Genomic DNA, 15,875 nt, shown 5'->3' on the forward strand with positions numbered 1-15,875 from the left:
ATGTACAGCATGAGCAACGGGGTAGAAATGGTTGTAAAGTCAGCAAAAACGGTAAGGGAGGCGCATGATTACACAGGAACTGCACCTTTTTCTGCTTCTAACAAGCAGAAAAGGGCATATTCTGTTCGGACTAAGACGCTTTTGTCCGACTGGGCAGCCGGGGCTGCCATACCGGTGGCGGTCATTGTGCTTTGGCAGCTCGGCGGGAGTGCAGGCTGGATCTCGCCGGAGTTTTTGCCGGCGCCGTGGTCCATTCTGTCGGCCTTTGCCGGACTTGCGGCCAGCGGCGAGCTGCTCCATCACCTCGGTGTCAGCATCGGCCGGGCCGGGCTCGGATATGTAATCGGCGGAGTCCTTGGCCTGCTGTTTGGTGTATTGACCGGCTTGTTCCGCAAAGCGGAGTATCTGCTTGACCCCAGTGTCCAGGTGCTGCGGCTTGTCCCGCATCTGGCGATTGCCCCGCTGATTATTCTCTGGTTCGGCTTCGGCGAGGTATCAAAGGTAGCAATTATTCTGAGCGGCGCCTTTTTCCCGCTATATATCAATACCTTTATGGGGATCCGGAGTGTGGACAACAAGCTGTTCGAGGTAGCCAGGGTGCTTGGTTTCGGTCCGCTGCAGAAGCTGCACCGGCTGATTCTGCCGGCTGCGCTGCCCGGCATTCTGCTGGGCCTGCGGCTCTCGATGGCGGTAGCGTGGATCGGCCTGGTCGTTGCCGAGCTGATCGGCTCTTCCTCCGGGGTAGGGTTCCTGATTAATGAGGCAAAGCAGAATTCCAATACAGAGGTCATCTTTGTGGGCATTATTATTTTCGCGATTGTCGGCAAGCTGATTGATTCCTTATTCCGCGTCATCGAACGCAAGCTCCTGCACTGGCGGGACAGCTATCAGGGCTAAATTAACCAAGGGGGCTGAAGGTAAATGAATCTTTCGATAGGACATACAGGAACATTGAATTTGCAGGCGGATGTACTGGTAATCGGCGGAGGTCCGGCAGGTACATGGGCTGCGCTTACGGCGGCAGCAAAAGGCGCCAAGGTTATTCTGGCCGATAAGGGCTACTGCGGCTCCAGCGGAGCTACTGCTCCGTCAGGCACCGGAGTGTGGTATGTGCAGCCGGATGACAAGCTGCGCGAGGAAGCCAAGGCCAGCCGTTACTCGATGGGCGGCAAGCTGGCCGAGCACCGCTGGATGGACCGGGTGCTGGACCGCACCTATGAGAATATGAACCGGCTGGGCGTTTCAGGTTACCCGTTCCCGCTGGATGAGCACGGCAACCAGTACCGCCGGAGCCTGCAGGGTCCGGAATATATGCGGCTGATGCGCAAGCTGGTCAAGAAGGCAGGCGTGAAGATCCTGGATCACAGTCCGGCGCTTGAGCTGCTGGCCGATGAGCACGGTGTTGCCGGAGCAACCGGTGTGCAGACCCAAAGCGGAGAGGGCTGGAGCGTACAGGCGGGAGCCGTGGTTATCGCGACCGGCGGCTGCGCCTTCCTGAGCAAGGCGCTGGGCTGCAACGTGCTGACCGGTGACGGCTATCTGTTCGCCGCCGAGGCCGGGGCCAGCCTGTCCGGCATGGAATTCTCCAATGCCTATGCGATCTGCCCGACTTTTTCCTCCGTTACCAAGACAGCCTATTACAGCTATGCAAGCTTCTATTATGAAAACGGCAGTGTGGTAGAGGGGGCAGGCTCCAAAAAGGGCCGCTCGGTCATTGCCCGTAATCTGCTGGCCGGCCGCCAGGTATATGCGAAGCTGGACGGTGCTTCAGAGGATCTGCAGCCGCTGCTGCGGGTTGCCCAGACGAACTTCTTTCTGCCGTTTGACCGCCGGGGTATTAATCCGTTCAAGGATGCTTTCCCGGTTACGCTGCGGCTGGAAGGCACGGTGCGCGGTACCGGCGGAATCCGCATAACGGATGAAGACTGCAGCACCGGCGTTCCGGGACTGTATGCCGCAGGCGATGCGGCAACCCGCGAGCTGATCTGCGGCGGCTTCACCGGCGGCGGCAGCCACAATGCTGCCTGGGCGATGTCCTCCGGCTCCTTTGCCGGAGAAGGCGCAGCCGCTTATGCCGCCGGACTGGGGCGGCATGCCGCTGACCGCAGGCCGCGCGGGCTGTCCTCCTCACCGCTGGTTGACCAGCAGGTGAAGCCGGGAACGGCGGCGCGCGCAGCGGAATTTGTCTCGGCTGTGCAGGACGAAGTCAAGCCGTACGACATCAACCTGTTCCGTACAGAGCAGGGGCTGACCTCCTCGCTCGGCCGCCTGGACGGCCTGTGGAAGGAGCAGCGCAGCCGGGAAATCCAGCGCACGCCGGAAGGGGTGAAAGCCCGCGAAGCGGAAGCCATGACAGCGACGGCCCGCTGGATGTACAGCTCGGCACTGGCACGTACGGAAACCAGAGGCATGCATAAACGCGAGGATTACAAGGAAACAGACAACAGCCAGCATCACCGGCTGATCAGCGGGGGACTGGATCAGGTATGGGTTAAGACAGAAGAAGTTGCGAAGGAGAGTGTACTACTGTGATTGAAGTCATCAGCGCTGCCAGGTGTGTAGAGTGCAACCAGTGTGTCTCCGTCTGCCCGACGAATGTTTTTGACCGGGCACCTGACGGAATTCCCGTCATCGCCCGGCAGAGCGATTGCCAGACCTGCTTCATGTGCGAGCTGTATTGCCCTGTTGATGCGCTGTACGTTGCCCCGGATTCTGAAGCTGTGACCGGTGTGACTGAACAGGCGCTGGAAGAGCAGGGGCTGCTCGGCGGATACAGGGAGAAGGTAGGCTGGGGCAGGGGCAGACAGCCGGTGGCAAGCCATGACTTTATGTATAAACTGGCGGCCAGAGCCGGGTTCTAGAAATGGCAATCATCTGACATCAGACCGAGGGGAGAACGACATTAATGAAATCGTACAGAGAGATTCAAGGCGGACGTAAAAAAGGGGCACGCGCGCTGCTGCTCGCAAGCCTGGTCATGATCATGCTGGTGCTGCAGGCCTGTGGCAATAATGCGGGCTCCGGCAACAGCGCATCTTCAGCAGCAGGCGGCGATAATACTGCGGAGGCCGCAGGAAGCGAAACAGCACCGGCTGTGCTGAATTTCGGCTATATCGGCTCCAACAAGCTGAACGTGCCGGGCGGCGCGGAGGGCTGGGGCTTTTACAAGGGGATCATTCAGGAGGAGCTGAAAAAATACGGCATCACCGAAGTGAAGCTGACCGGCTTCCCGAACGGCCCGGACCAGACGGAATCGCTGATCAGCGGCCGGCTTGATTTCGGCAGCCTCGGGGACACCCCTGCCATTATCGCCTATGCTTCCGGCGCCAAAACCCGGCTGATCTCGCAATCTTCGGCCCATACCGTAGGCTATCTGATCGGTAAAAAGGACGGCCCGAAGACGGTTAAAGACTTGCAGGGCAAGACCATTGCCATCCAGAAAGGCTCCTTCATGCACCGTTATGTGGTGGGACTGCTGCAGCAGGAGGGGGTAACCGACTATAAGCTGGTGCACATGCTGATTCCGGATGCTACCGCAGCGCTCGCCAGAGGGGATGTGGATGCTACGACAAATCTCGGGGTTCCGGCCTTGAAGCTGATTGATGAAGGCTATACGCATCTGGACGATGCCTCGAAGCACCCAGACCTGCTGGGCTCCAGCGCAACCGTAGTATCTGAGGAATACCTGGAGAAATTCCCGGACTTCCCTAAGGTATGGAACGAGGCGCGTGAAAAAGCGCTGGCTGATCTCAAGCAGCATGAAGACGAATACTACGAATTTCTGGCCGAAATCGGCGATACCACGCCGGAGCTGGCCAAACAGGTGAATCCGATCAGCGATATCAAGGATACGGCCTTCACGGAAGAAGGCACCAAGCTGCTGGAGGGCACGAAGAACTTCCTGGTCGAAGAAAAGCTGGCCAAAAAGGACTTCAACATCAGCGACTGGCAGCTGCAATAACGTTCAAGCGGAGGGGAGCTTCAGACACCTGAGCTGAAGGAAGCCTTGGCTTTGACGCTGGAGTTTCTGCAAGAGAAGCTCGGTTGAGGCGGGGCAGGTGTGAACTTAGTTGGATTTTCGCCACTTATTTCCTTTGTTTCTTGGAACTTTTGATCATTAGGTGGAAAAAAGGCAGTTAATCCGGGTAATCAAGCCCTTTTGGAACTCATTTAGCAAAATTAAGTGGCGTTTTTCCAACTAAGCTGCTCACACCGGGCAACTTGGGAGAATTAGATGGCGAAAATCCACTTAGTTGGATGTAACGGGCGTTTGCGAATCTTAGAACAAGCGAATCAGCGAACTACCGATGGGGCTAGAAGCGCCACACAGCGGGAGCTATCTCATTAATAAGGAGGAAGACAATGCCGCAGCAGCAGACAACAACAGATGTGCTTGTGCTGGGCGGAGGCCCGGCCGGGGCATGGGCAGCATGGCATGCGGCTTCGCAAGGCGCACAGGTCATTCTTGCCGACAAAGGATATCTTGGAACAAGCGGCGCGACAGCGCCGGGCGGGACTACCCTGCTGGTGATTCCGCCGGTGGCTGAGCTGCGTGATGCGGCGGTTCAGGCCAGGCTGCGGGCAGGAGGCTACCTGTCAGAGAACAGCTGGATTCACCGGGTGCTGGATCAGGTGGAGCAGAATTTGCGGCAGATTGAGGAGTGGGGCTACCCTTTTCCCAAGGATGAGAACGGCAATCCGCTCCGGACCCATCTGCATGGCCCGGAGTACATGAAGATTATGCGCCGGGTTGTGCGCAAGGCGGGTGTAAGAATCCTGGATCAGTCCCCGGCGCTGGAGCTGCTGCATGATAAGCACGGCGTCGGCGGAGCCCGCGGCATTAACCGCCTGACAGGGGAGACCTGGGAGGTGCGGGCCAATGCGGTGGTTATGGCTACAGGCGGCTGCGCTTTTCTGAGCAAGGGCCTGGGCTGCAACGTGCTTACCGGCGAAGGCCTGCTGATGTCGGCCGAGACGGGGGCTGAACTGTCGGGTATGGAATTCACGAGGCAGTACGCCCCGAGCTTTGCGGACGGCACGGTGACGCGCGGGCGCATGCTGGCCTGGGCGACGCTGTATGATGCGGCGGGTAATCCGCTGCACCGGGGGGAGCGTACCTTCGGCAGCATCCCGGAGCTGATGCTGAAAGGGCCGGTCTATGCTTCGCTGGACCTGGCCGACACGGAGGCGAAGCAGCAGTTTCTGCGGAACGCCCATCCGATCTTTTTCATGCCGCTGGAGCGGGCGGGCATTAATCCGTTCAAGGATAAATTCCCGCTCACGCTCCGCTATGAAGGCACGATGCGCGGCACGGGCGGCCTGCGCCTGACCGGCGCCGACTGCAGCACCACGGTGCCGGGCCTGTACGCCGCGGGAGACGCCGCCTCCCGCGAGAAGGTCACCGGCGCCATCTCCGGCGGCGGCGCCTACAACGCTTCCTGGGCCATCTGCAGCGGCAGCTGGGCTGGCCAGGGAGCCGCCCGGCACGCGCTGTCGCAGACGCGCCGGGCGGACAGCCGGCAGCTGCGCGCCGCCGGCCGTATGGGGCTTGCCGGCGGCGCCTCGGCAAGCGGGACGCTGGACCCGAAGCCGCTGATCGCGGCGGTCCAGCAGGAAATCCTGCCGCTGCGGATCAATTATTTCCGCAGCGAGCCCGGGGTAGCCGCCGCGCTGCAACGGCTGGATAGCCTGATGCCCTATATCACCGGCCGCCCGCCGGCCACGGTACAGGGCATCGTGCAGTCCCGCGAAGCGGCGGCCATGCTGCAGGCCGGCCGCTGGATCTACACCGCTGCGCTTGCCCGGAAAGAGACCCGGGGGCTGCAGCGGCTGGAGGAATATCCGGCGCTGGACCCGCGCCAGACCCACCGGCTGATTTTGTCAGGCATTGACCGGATCAGCATCAGCACCGAAAAGGTACCGCATGCCCGTGAGATGCAGGCACCGAGAAAGGAGCAGGCCATATGATCGAGCTGGTGAGCGCGGACCGCTGCATCGGCTGCAGACTGTGCGTCAAGGTCTGCCCGACCAATGTATTTGACATGTCGGGGAAGCTGGCTGTTATTGCCCGTCAGGAGGACTGCCAGACCTGCTTCATGTGTGAAGCCTATTGTCCCGTGGACGCGCTTTACGTAGCGCCACAAGGCGAGGTGTCCGTTCAGGTTGACGAACAGGAGCTGATTGCCTCCGGACTGCTCGGCAGCTGGCGGGCGGAGATCGGCTGGAATCCGGGGGCGGAGGATACGATGGCAGAGCGGGATACGACGCCTTTCTTTGAGGTATTCACTGAGGCTAACCGGGGCCAATAAGGGATTGGCGGGCATGCTTTTGCCGTAATGTCATGATTGTAAGCACCATTTAGCTTGCTCACTACAAATAGGGTGTTCCGTAAGCCGGTTTATTCTGCGGCTTGGGAACACCCTATTAGAGTTGTCTGTCTGTTATACAATTCCCTACAGCAATTCCTCTACAGCCGGCTCGATATCCAGCGGATCAACCGGAGACTCAAACCGCTTTACTACATTACCTTGGCGGTCAATCAGGAATTTGGTGAAGTTCCACTTTATTTCATCATCCGCAAGGGAAGCGGGGTCCCGTTCCTCCAGCATTTTCTGCAGCAGCCTGCTGCCGGAGTGATCCGGATCGAAGCCGGCAAAGCCTGCCTCAGTGGTCAGATAGCTGAATAACGGATGCTTGTCCCGTCCTTTGACATCAATTTTTTCAAACAGGGGAAAGCTAACCCCGTAGTTAATCTGGCAGAAAATATCCACCTCTTCATTGGAGCCGGGCTCTTCACCGAACTGGTTGCTGGGGAACCCGAGGATCTGGAAACCGCGGTCCTGGAACCTTTCATAAAGCTTCTGCAGGTCAGAGTATTGCGGGGTGAACCCGCATTTGCTGGCGGTATTGACAATCAGCAGGACCTTCCCCTTGTATTGCTCAAGACTAATTTCTTTCCCGCGGATGTTGCGGGCAGTGTATGTATAAATACTCATTGGCAGCTTCAGCCTCCCGGAATTGCATAAAAATGATTTTTGTTAATTTAATTGTAAGCAATTAAATTTCGTATGTCAAACGATTTATTGATTTTTTTATGTACGAAGCAGGCTGTTAAGCTTATACTAAGGTGAACGGACCGTTTCTTCAGCAGGCGGAGCGTCTCCCCGGTTATTTAAAAGAATATATTGCTGGAGGAAATTTGATGAGCACTACAGAACTTACTAGCCAACTTTCCAGTTTTACAGGAAGATTACTCAGAGAACGTTTCGGAAAAGGTCCTGAATCGATACATGCTTCCATCGGGCCGCAGTGCATCGCGCTGCATATCCGGAATTTTATCGGGCCTGTAGAGCGGTTTCTGCTGAACAAAGAAGAAGAGCAGGCCTTCCGTTATACACGGGAGCTTTTAATGAAATCCCTGCTTCCCGAGCTCTCGGCTTACCTGAAGGAAACGATGGCTATTGAGGTCAGTGAGATTTTTTATGATTGGGGTATACATAACGCTTCGGGGATGATAGTAGCCCTCCTCAAGAACGACGGAGTGGCCTGTGATCATTATGCCGGACGTGAAGAGGTGCATGCCCAGATCAATGAAGTAAGCCGAAAGGTGCAGAAGGAACCCGAGTTTACCGACTCCTGGTGGCTGGGAACCCGTATACTGATCATCAAGCGCGAAGGCATTCTGATTCCTCTGGAGAAGGAACTGATTGGCCTCGGCTATGAGAATACACTCAAAACGACCAAGCGCAAGATGGAAAAACGCTATCTGGAAGACACGACCACGATTGCGCCCATGCTGGGCAAGGAGCTGTCCGATATTTATGTGGATTGGGACTTTGATAAAGACACGAGTGTGATCGCATATACGTTTCACTAAACCATATATGGGGCGGAAATGAGTCGGACATGAGAATGAGCCGAACATGAGCCGAAGAAGGGGGATACGACCCTTTCTTCGGCTTTTTCTTTTTTAGAAATCAGTAATTATTGGGGGGGGATTCGGCAAATGGAGGAGTATCAGCAGAGCGTGCTGTATGTGGAAGATAATGAGCTGAACATGGAATTGATGCATCATATCTTCAAAAAACATCTGCCCTCCGTATTGCTGCTGAAAGCCGAAACGGCTGAGCATGGGCTGGAAATTGCAGCCTGTCAGCTGCCGGATCTGATTATAATGGATATCGGCTTACCCGGTATGAATGGCTATGAGGCCATGGAAAGGCTAAGGTCTAAGGAGAGTACGAGCAGGATACCCGTAATGGCCATCAGTGCTTTTGCGCGGCATTCGGATATTGAACAGGCCAGGACAACCGGCTTTGCTGCTTACCTCACGAAACCGTTTCAGGTTAAAGTCTTTACGCGTACCGTAAAAGAGCTGTTAACCGAAGGCCCTTATACTCCATAAGGACAGAAATTACGTAGTAATATCCAAGGTGTTGAGCTGGGGAGAGCTCTGTCTGAGGGCCGGTTTGTCAGTAAAAAGAAGGGATGCGCTGTTCAGCTGCTTTTTGCCGGGGGATGTGGTGATTTTTTCCTGCTGATAGCATTTGACTTTCGCCCGTAGATGCAAGATATTAATATTACAGATTTTAATAAACTGATTTTTTTATTACTCCACAAACGGGCGGTGGATCAGATGGTCAGACATCATCCAGAAGCGCTTTCCCACTTGGGGCAGGCGTATCAGGAGGGTACTGTTGGGGTAGCCTTTCTTTCTGTTGAGCAAAAATGGACAAGCATCAGTCCGGAAGTAACCTCACTGTTGGGGTTCGCAGAGGAACAGCTGCTGGGGCAAGATTTCAGGGAGCTTTTATTTAATGATTCTGTTGAGCTATATAGCAGTAAAATGGGGGCTCTGAAAACAAGCGGGGTTCCCTTTTTTGAAAGCGGAGTCGAGATGGTCCACGCGCTTGGACGGGTAATCCCGCTGTTTCTGCATATTATGCTCATCAGAGATCCGTCCAGCGGTGCTGCGCTATATTATATTGTTCATCTGACCGAGCGAAAAGAGGATACAGCTGTACCGGGCGGCTATGTTTCCGGGGATGAGCTGTACCGGCTGATTGCAGTCAATATGAGGGACATCGTCTACTACGCCACACTGGATCAGATCTGCCGGTATTGCTCGCCGTCGGTCCGGGAGGTGCTAGGTTATGAGCCTGCACAGCTGACCGGCCGCAATATAAGCAGTCTGATTCATCCGGATGATCTGGCACCGCTCAGCAGCCTCAGCAGTCCGCAAGCGGAGGAGATCGAGCGAATACAGCTGCGGGTTCTTCATGCTGACGGGCGCTACGTATGGATGGAATTTACGCTGCGCGCCCTGAAGGATCAGACCAGTCCGGGGATGCTCGCCTTAGGCCGGGACATCACGGAACGCAAAAACGTTGAACAAAAGCTTCAGGAATCGATTGAGCGCTATACCTCACTCAAAAAATATAATCATGATGCCATCATTTCACTGGATCTTTGCGGTAAAATCATCAACGGCAACGAGCAGGCTTGCCAGCTGACAGGCTACACCATCCCTGAACTGGCCGGCATGAGCGCAGCCAGAATTATCGGGGAGCAGCAGCTTGATGAAGTACTCAACTACAGCGGAGTCAATGGCGGCAGGGAGCAGGATATCGAGGTTGTCTGGCACAAGGACGGCCATTGCGTCGAAGTACTGACTTCTATTGCCCCTATTATTATCAATAAGGCAAGGGTAGGATTCTATATTATTGTTAAGGATATTACTGAACAGAAGAAGCTGCTGATTGCCAAGGAGACGGCGGAGAGCACGAACCGGGCCAAAAGTGAATTCCTGGCGATGATGAGCCACGAAATCCGTACCCCGATGAACGGGGTGATCGGGATGACAGATCTGCTGCTTGATATTAGTGAGCAGGGGTCTGTACAGCGGGAATATCTGGAGATCATCCGGCAGAGCGGGGACACTCTTCTGAATATCATTAACGATATTCTGGATTTCTCCAAGAATGAGGCAGGCAAAACGGAGCTTCATGAGCAGCCCTTTGTGCTCAAAGACTGCATAGATTCTGTGCTTGAGCTGTTACTCCGCAAAGCAGAGATTAAAGGGTTGGCCATGAGGGTCCATATTGACCCCGATGTACCCGGAACCGTGATCGGGGATAGTGACCGGCTCAAGCAGGTGCTGCTTAATCTGGTCGGCAATGCGGTGAAGTTTACTTACACCGGAGGAGTAACGGTTAAGGTCTCTCTGCTTGAACAGCAGGCGGGTCAGACCAGGCTGCAATTCAGCGTAGCCGATACCGGGATCGGTATCCCCGAGGATTTCCGGGACCAGCTGTTTGAGCCGTTTGTCCAGCTGGATCACTTTATGGGCCGGCGGCATGAAGGTACAGGACTGGGGCTGGCGATTGCCAAGCAGCTGGTCGAACTGATGGGTGGGTCCATCCGCTTGAATACCAGCGTGCGGCAGGGGACAGAATTTGAGTTTACGGTCAGGCTCCGTCTGCAAAACGGCCTGCCTGAAGAACAAGAGGGTGCATTGCCTGCTGCCTCAGGTCAGATCAGCCGGGTTCTGCGGATACTGGTGGCTGAGGATAATGAGATTAATCAGATTGTGCTCCGCAAAATCCTGGAGAAACGCGGCTTCGCTGTAGATGTTGTGACTGATGGTCTGGGAGTTGTACAGCTGGCAGGAACCACAGACTACGATCTGATCTTTATGGATGTGCAGATGCCGGGAATGAACGGGCTGGAGGCCACACGGGTCATCAGACAGTCGCTTTCCCCGGAGCGCCAGCCGGTAATCATTGCAGTTACGGCCAATGCGCTTAAAGGTGACCGCGAGCTCTGTCTGGAGGCGGGGATGGACGAGTATATCAGCAAACCGCTGCGCAGTGAAGCCGTTACTAACCTGGTCAGCAAATTTTTCAGTGACACAGGCGGTAAAATTTAGTTACTCTACGGGGCTGACAGCTGAAAAAGGCTTCAGTCCATTAAGTGATGTTGATTTATTGCGCTAAAGCTGCACAACGGTGCAATAAACTATTGCATCCTGTCAGCATTTTGATTAAGATAGCAGAAACTGGCGCGCATGCGCTGAATATGAGCTAATGACTATGACGAAGAGAGTAAGTTTTATATACGGATCTTAACAGGGAAGGTGTGCCGGAGACTGAGAGCACCCTCAGGAGACGTTTAAGACTGAAGTTCACTTCCGAGTCGGCCCCTGAAGTATCTGCTGCAGCATTTATGCGTAGGTGGGTCCGCGCCCCGCGTTAACGGGTGTAAGACAGAGTTGGTTCAGGTCTGAAGGACAGGCGTTTCATTTCTTCGGCCGTGTATTTGGGCCAGGCTCTAAATAAGGGTGGTACCACGGCTCCTCGTCCCTTGCGGCGGGGGGCCTTTTTGCGTTCATAAATTTAATTATTCAAGAGGGAGTGGAAGGTAAATGACTAACGTGGAATTGGATGAACTGAGAGCGCGTCTGGATGAGATTAACGGACAGCTGCTGGAGCTGATCTCGGAGCGTGCACAGGTTGTACAGGAAATTGGAGTTGTGAAAGAAAAGCAGGGCGTGCCGAAATTCGATCCGGAACGTGAAAAAGCGATGCTGGAGAAGCTGGTAGCGAGCAATAAAGGACCTTTCACCGCGGGAACGATCCGCAGCCTCTTCAAACAGATTTTCGCTGCTTCTCTGGATCTGCAGTCTGCTGAGCACAAGAAAAGCCTGCTGGTCAGCCGGAAAAGCCACAAGGAAGACACCGTGATTGTCCTTCCGGGGGACATTGCCATCGGCGGCCTGTCCTCGGTTATGGTTGCCGGACCTTGCTCCGTAGAGAGTGAGCAGCAGACCCGCACCGTAGCTGCGGCACTGCAAAAGGCCGGGATCAAAGTAATGCGCGGCGGCGCCTTCAAGCCCCGGACTTCACCTTATGACTTCCAGGGGCTTGGCATGGACGGACTGCGCATCCTCCGCGAAGCAGCTGATGAATACGGCCTGCTGACGATCAGTGAGATTGTTGATCCTGCCCATCTGGAACCTGCGCTGGACTATGTGGATATTATCCAGATCGGTGCACGCAACATGCAGAACTTCGAGCTGCTGAAGGCGGCCGGGGAGCTGAACAAGCCGGTGCTGCTGAAGCGGGGGCTTGCGGCGACAATGGAAGAATTCCTGCATGCAGCTGAATATATTATGTCACGCGGCAATACGCAGGTTATGCTGATTGAGCGCGGAATCCGCACCTATGAGAAATGGACGCGTAATACACTCGATATATCGGCAGTACCGATTCTCAAGCAGGAGAGCCATTTGCCGGTTCTGGTCGATGTTACACACTCCACCGGACGCAAGGATATCCTTATTCCTTGTGCCAAGGCTGCGCTTGCCGCCGGTGCTGACGGTATTATGGTAGAGGTTCATCCCGATCCGGCCACTGCGCTCTCCGATGCGGCGCAGCAGCTGAACATTGAGGAGTTCAACACCTTCTTCAGCGAGGTTAAGGCTTCCGGGCTGTTCCGCCAAAATTAAAACTGACCGGATTTACGAGGAAATAACAGTAATAGTGAGAAATGGTCTGAAACAACCGCTTACAAGTGCATGTGTAACTTTTGTGGGGATTAAGGGGTGTCGGGTACAATGAGGAACATTGGCGTTGCACCGGACCGGGACATCTTGGGGATGTGCCCATAACCTTAACAGACACAGGAGGAAACAGCATTTTGAAGCAAAATCAACTAAATAACGGCTGGTTATCCAACACCAGAAGTGATGTATTGTCGGGCATGACCGTGGCCATAGCGCTGATTCCGGAAGCAATCGCGTTCTCAATCCTGGCCGGAGTCAGCCCGATGGTCGGCTTGTACGCCTCCTTCTGCATTGCGGTAGTCACTGCACTCGCCGGCGGCCGGCCCGGCATGATTTCGGCAGCAACCGGAGCAATGGCCCTGCTCGTCGGCAGCCTTGTGCTGAATCACGGCATCGAGTACCTGTTCGCGGCGACGATTCTCTGCGGAATCTTTCAGATTCTGATGGGCACTCTGAAGCTGGGCAGGTTCATTACCTTCCTGCCCCAGCCGGTTATGACCGGCTTTGTCAACGCGCTGGCGATTCTGATTTTTATGGCCCAGCTTGTACATTTTGAGGGGCAGGGCTGGGTGATGTATGGCCTGGTGGCCCTGACACTGGTTATTATCTACACGGTTCCGCGTTTTACGAAGGCGGTGCCGTCAGCGCTTGTGGCTATCCTTATTGTATCGGTGCTCAGCATTGTGCTAGACCTTGATGTGAAACGGGTAGGGGATATGGGGGAGATCACCTCGGCCCTTCCGCTCTTCCATCTCCCGCAGCTGCCGCTTACGCTGGACATGCTGCTGACCATTCTGCCGTATTCCTTGTCGCTCGCCGTAGTCGGTCTGCTTGAATCGCTGATGACGGCCACACTGATCGACGATATTACAGGTACTCCAAGCGATAAGAACCGCGAGGCCAAAGGTCAGGGGCTGGCGAATATCGTCACCGGCTTTTTCGGCGGTATGGCAGGCTGTGCAATGATCGGCCAGTCTATGGTCAATATGAAATCGGGCGGACGGACCCGCCTGTCCACCTTTGTATCCGGGGTTTTCCTGCTGATTCTGCTTCTTGTGCTAGGGGATGTGGTTAAGCAGATCCCGATGGGTGCACTGGTCGGAGTCATGATCATGGTCTGCATCAGCACCTTTGAGTGGAGCTCCCTGACCTCACTGATCCGTGTTCCGCGCGCTGATGCTCTGGTGATGATCGTTACGGTAGTGACAGTGGTGGCTACAGACAATTTGTCGATCGGCGTATTGTTCGGTGTTCTGCTCAGCGCACTCTCCTTTGCCTGGAAAATCGCTTCAATCCGCCTGAACGCCCATGCGGCCGGAAATTCCGTTACTTATACAGTCACGGGACAACTGTTCTTTGGAACGACCAGTCATTTTGTCCAAGCGTTCAATTATGAGGCCGATCCGGAGCAGATTGTCATCGACTTTAGCCAATCCCATGTATGGGATCAGTCAGCCGCCGGAGCGATTGCCAAAACCATCAGCAGATATGGGGCTTTGGGCAAAAAAGTAAGCATTACCGGCTTAAACGAACAAAGCACACAGCTCATTGACCGCATCGGGCTTGGCTTGTCCGGCGGACATGCTTAACGGAATTAAATATAACAAGACAGACAGCTTTCTCTGCGGGAGAGAGCTGTTTTTTTGTTTATGGCAGCTTTGGATTTAAGCTCCGTTTCTTCCCGCGTACCGGCAACAATTTTATATAAAAGAGAGCCCTGCCCGCAAGTTGATTTCCGGGGCAAGGCTCCATAAACAGCCGCATCGGCAGGCTCGTCCGTCTGGCTGAATCAGTATTGATATAACATTGTAGGAATCTGCCAGCCGGCCCCTACAGACCAGAAGATAATATGATCCCCGCGCCGAATCCGTCCATCCTCCACCCCGCGCTGAAAAGCGATGAACGGGCTGCTGGTCGCTGTATAACCGAACTCGCCGCCAACATACATAAACCTTTCAGCCTCAGCTTCCAGGCCAAGTCCTTTTCGGATCAGCTCGATATTCTTCAGCGAAAACTGCGAAAGGCAGTACGCGGAGATATCTTCCGCAGTGAGACCGTTCCTGTCCAGCAGTTCCTTAATGTCATTAATAGCTGCTTCAACACATACCGAACCGTCAAAGGGATTCCAGCGGAGCTTGATATCATCAGGCGTTATCCCCTCCCGGTAAATGCCGGACAGCCCGCAGGCCGGAAAGGTAATGCTCTCCCAGATTGCGGAATCGGTATAGTATATTGAATCCTTGAAGCCCGGGGCTTCCGGGGTTCGCTCCAGAATAATAGCCGCGGCAGCATCCCCGAAATTGGGATATGTAATCTCATCGTCTGTCCTGCAGTTAATGGAGCTGTAGTCGCTGCCTACGATCAGCGTGTAGCGGATGCCGCGGTTAGCCTGCATATAACGGCTTGCCTGTTCGACAGCAGTCACCATTCCTGCGCAGTTGGCATTGGAATCGAGTGTAATAGCGCGGTGCTTGCCGCCAAGCCGGTGGTGCAGCAGCAGGGCATTGGTCGGGTACGTATATTCCGGTGTCTGTGAAGCGAATACGATCATATCAAGATCCTCACCCGCCAGCCCGGCACCGGCCAGAGCTTTTTGTGCTGCCTTATAGCCCATGGTTAAAGCATTCTCATGTTCGTCCTTAATAATATACCTGTGCTCACGGCCCATCATTTCCAGAAACCTCTTGATATCCTTGCCCAGGGCGGCGAAGTGCTCCAAGTAATAATCATTGTCTACCACATGCTGCGGATGATAATAAGCGGCATTGCAAATTCTGATATTGTCTCCGGTATGCTCCATGAGCTTCACCTACACTTCAATAATTTCGTAATTTTCAAGTTTGGTGCTGCGGGCGACCCGGCTGAGCTGCATTTTGAGAATCGGGCTTTTGGTGATGGTAAAGATCACTTTTTTGAAGCCGGACTGCTGATACAAAAGATAGCACTGCTCCAGCATAGGCAGCACATCAGCAGTGGAGACATTCAGCTTGGTGCAATCCAGCACAATGTCGTACCGGGAAGGATCGAACTGGCTCACAGTCTGATTGTATTCCTGGATAAAACGTCCGGCATCCTCCTCCGACATTGTTCCTTCCACTTGTACATTTAGAATAGCTTCTGCGGAATTTGTTGCAAAATTAAAGCTTCCCATCTGTCCAAACATCTCCTTATCACTAGATAAATGTTAAAAAATGTATTCATAATCACTCATTTATTATAACGATTGCAGCTGGTTTGATAAGGGATATTTTTCATAATTAACCTTTTTATTTTTTAAAATTAATAAATAGGATTTAGAATTTATGGCGTTGAG

Annotated in this window: 14 protein-coding genes; 11 read left to right on the plus strand and 3 right to left on the minus strand. The window is 54.4% G+C overall.

Translation table 11 applies throughout. The annotated features are described in order from the left end of the window. Positions 1–27 precede the first annotated feature (27 nt). From BLR64_RS12520 to BLR64_RS12545, 6 genes are all read left to right on the plus strand, one after another. On the plus strand, positions 28–897 hold the full coding sequence (locus tag BLR64_RS12520) for an ABC transporter permease (protein WP_415841026.1): 870 nt from the start codon (positions 28–30) through the stop codon (positions 895–897). Between the two features lie 24 nt (positions 898–921). Then, on the plus strand, positions 922–2,532 hold the full coding sequence (locus BLR64_RS12525; protein WP_090714545.1) for an FAD-dependent oxidoreductase: 1,611 nt from the start codon (positions 922–924) through the stop codon (positions 2,530–2,532). Then, positions 2,529–2,861 (plus strand): 4Fe-4S dicluster domain-containing protein, encoded by a 333-nt coding sequence (locus BLR64_RS12530; RefSeq protein ID WP_090714548.1) that lies wholly within the window; start codon positions 2,529–2,531, stop codon positions 2,859–2,861. The genes BLR64_RS12525 and BLR64_RS12530 overlap by 4 nt, the downstream gene beginning before the upstream one ends. 44 nt (positions 2,862–2,905) lie before the next feature. Next, positions 2,906–3,961, plus strand: coding sequence for an ABC transporter substrate-binding protein (locus tag BLR64_RS12535; RefSeq protein WP_090714549.1), 1,056 nt, complete (start codon positions 2,906–2,908; stop codon positions 3,959–3,961). Positions 3,962–4,362: 401 nt separating this feature from the next. Then, positions 4,363–5,967 (plus strand): FAD-binding protein, encoded by a 1,605-nt coding sequence (locus tag BLR64_RS12540; protein ID WP_090714552.1) that lies wholly within the window; start codon positions 4,363–4,365, stop codon positions 5,965–5,967. Further along, positions 5,964–6,308, plus strand: coding sequence for a 4Fe-4S dicluster domain-containing protein (locus BLR64_RS12545; RefSeq protein ID WP_090714553.1), 345 nt, complete (start codon positions 5,964–5,966; stop codon positions 6,306–6,308). Before BLR64_RS12540 ends, BLR64_RS12545 begins: the two co-directional genes overlap by 4 nt. A gap of 144 nt (positions 6,309–6,452) precedes the next feature. Here the strand turns inward: BLR64_RS12545 and BLR64_RS12550 are convergent, their stop codons facing one another. Further along, positions 6,453–6,995: a glutathione peroxidase gene (locus tag BLR64_RS12550; RefSeq protein WP_090714555.1), complete on the minus strand. Its 543-nt coding sequence runs from the start codon at positions 6,993–6,995 to the stop codon at positions 6,453–6,455. A gap of 206 nt (positions 6,996–7,201) precedes the next feature. Between BLR64_RS12550 and BLR64_RS12555 the strand changes: the two genes are divergently transcribed. From BLR64_RS12555 to BLR64_RS12575, 5 genes are all read left to right on the plus strand, one after another. Beyond that, on the plus strand, positions 7,202–7,876 hold the full coding sequence (locus BLR64_RS12555; protein ID WP_090714556.1) for a Na-translocating system protein MpsC family protein: 675 nt from the start codon (positions 7,202–7,204) through the stop codon (positions 7,874–7,876). Positions 7,877–8,005: 129 nt separating this feature from the next. Further along, on the plus strand, positions 8,006–8,404 hold the full coding sequence (locus tag BLR64_RS12560; protein ID WP_090714558.1) for a response regulator: 399 nt from the start codon (positions 8,006–8,008) through the stop codon (positions 8,402–8,404). Positions 8,405–8,635: 231 nt separating this feature from the next. Beyond that, positions 8,636–10,927: a PAS domain-containing hybrid sensor histidine kinase/response regulator gene (locus BLR64_RS12565; protein WP_167360660.1), complete on the plus strand. Its 2,292-nt coding sequence runs from the start codon at positions 8,636–8,638 to the stop codon at positions 10,925–10,927. Positions 10,928–11,422: 495 nt separating this feature from the next. Further along, positions 11,423–12,505 carry a bifunctional 3-deoxy-7-phosphoheptulonate synthase/chorismate mutase gene (locus BLR64_RS12570; protein ID WP_068729691.1) on the plus strand — a complete coding sequence of 361 codons (1,083 nt, stop codon included), beginning with the start codon at positions 11,423–11,425 and terminating at the stop codon, positions 12,503–12,505. Between the two features lie 191 nt (positions 12,506–12,696). Continuing rightward, a complete protein-coding gene (locus tag BLR64_RS12575; RefSeq protein WP_090714561.1) occupies positions 12,697–14,151 on the plus strand; it encodes a SulP family inorganic anion transporter in 1,455 nt (484 codons plus the stop codon). A gap of 200 nt (positions 14,152–14,351) precedes the next feature. On the opposite strand, the gene BLR64_RS12580 is transcribed toward BLR64_RS12575, so the two are convergent. Together BLR64_RS12580 and BLR64_RS12585 are read right to left on the minus strand one after the other, a co-directional pair. Next, positions 14,352–15,362 carry a ketoacyl-ACP synthase III gene (locus tag BLR64_RS12580; protein ID WP_090714563.1) on the minus strand — a complete coding sequence of 337 codons (1,011 nt, stop codon included), beginning with the start codon at positions 15,360–15,362 and terminating at the stop codon, positions 14,352–14,354. A gap of 9 nt (positions 15,363–15,371) precedes the next feature. Next, positions 15,372–15,713 carry a hypothetical protein gene (locus tag BLR64_RS12585; protein WP_090714564.1) on the minus strand — a complete coding sequence of 114 codons (342 nt, stop codon included), beginning with the start codon at positions 15,711–15,713 and terminating at the stop codon, positions 15,372–15,374. Positions 15,714–15,875: the final 162 nt, after the last annotated feature.

Origin of the sequence: Paenibacillus typhae (genome assembly GCF_900099765.1) — a bacterium.
GTDB lineage: Bacteria > Bacillota > Bacilli > Paenibacillales > Paenibacillaceae > Paenibacillus_AQ > Paenibacillus_AQ typhae.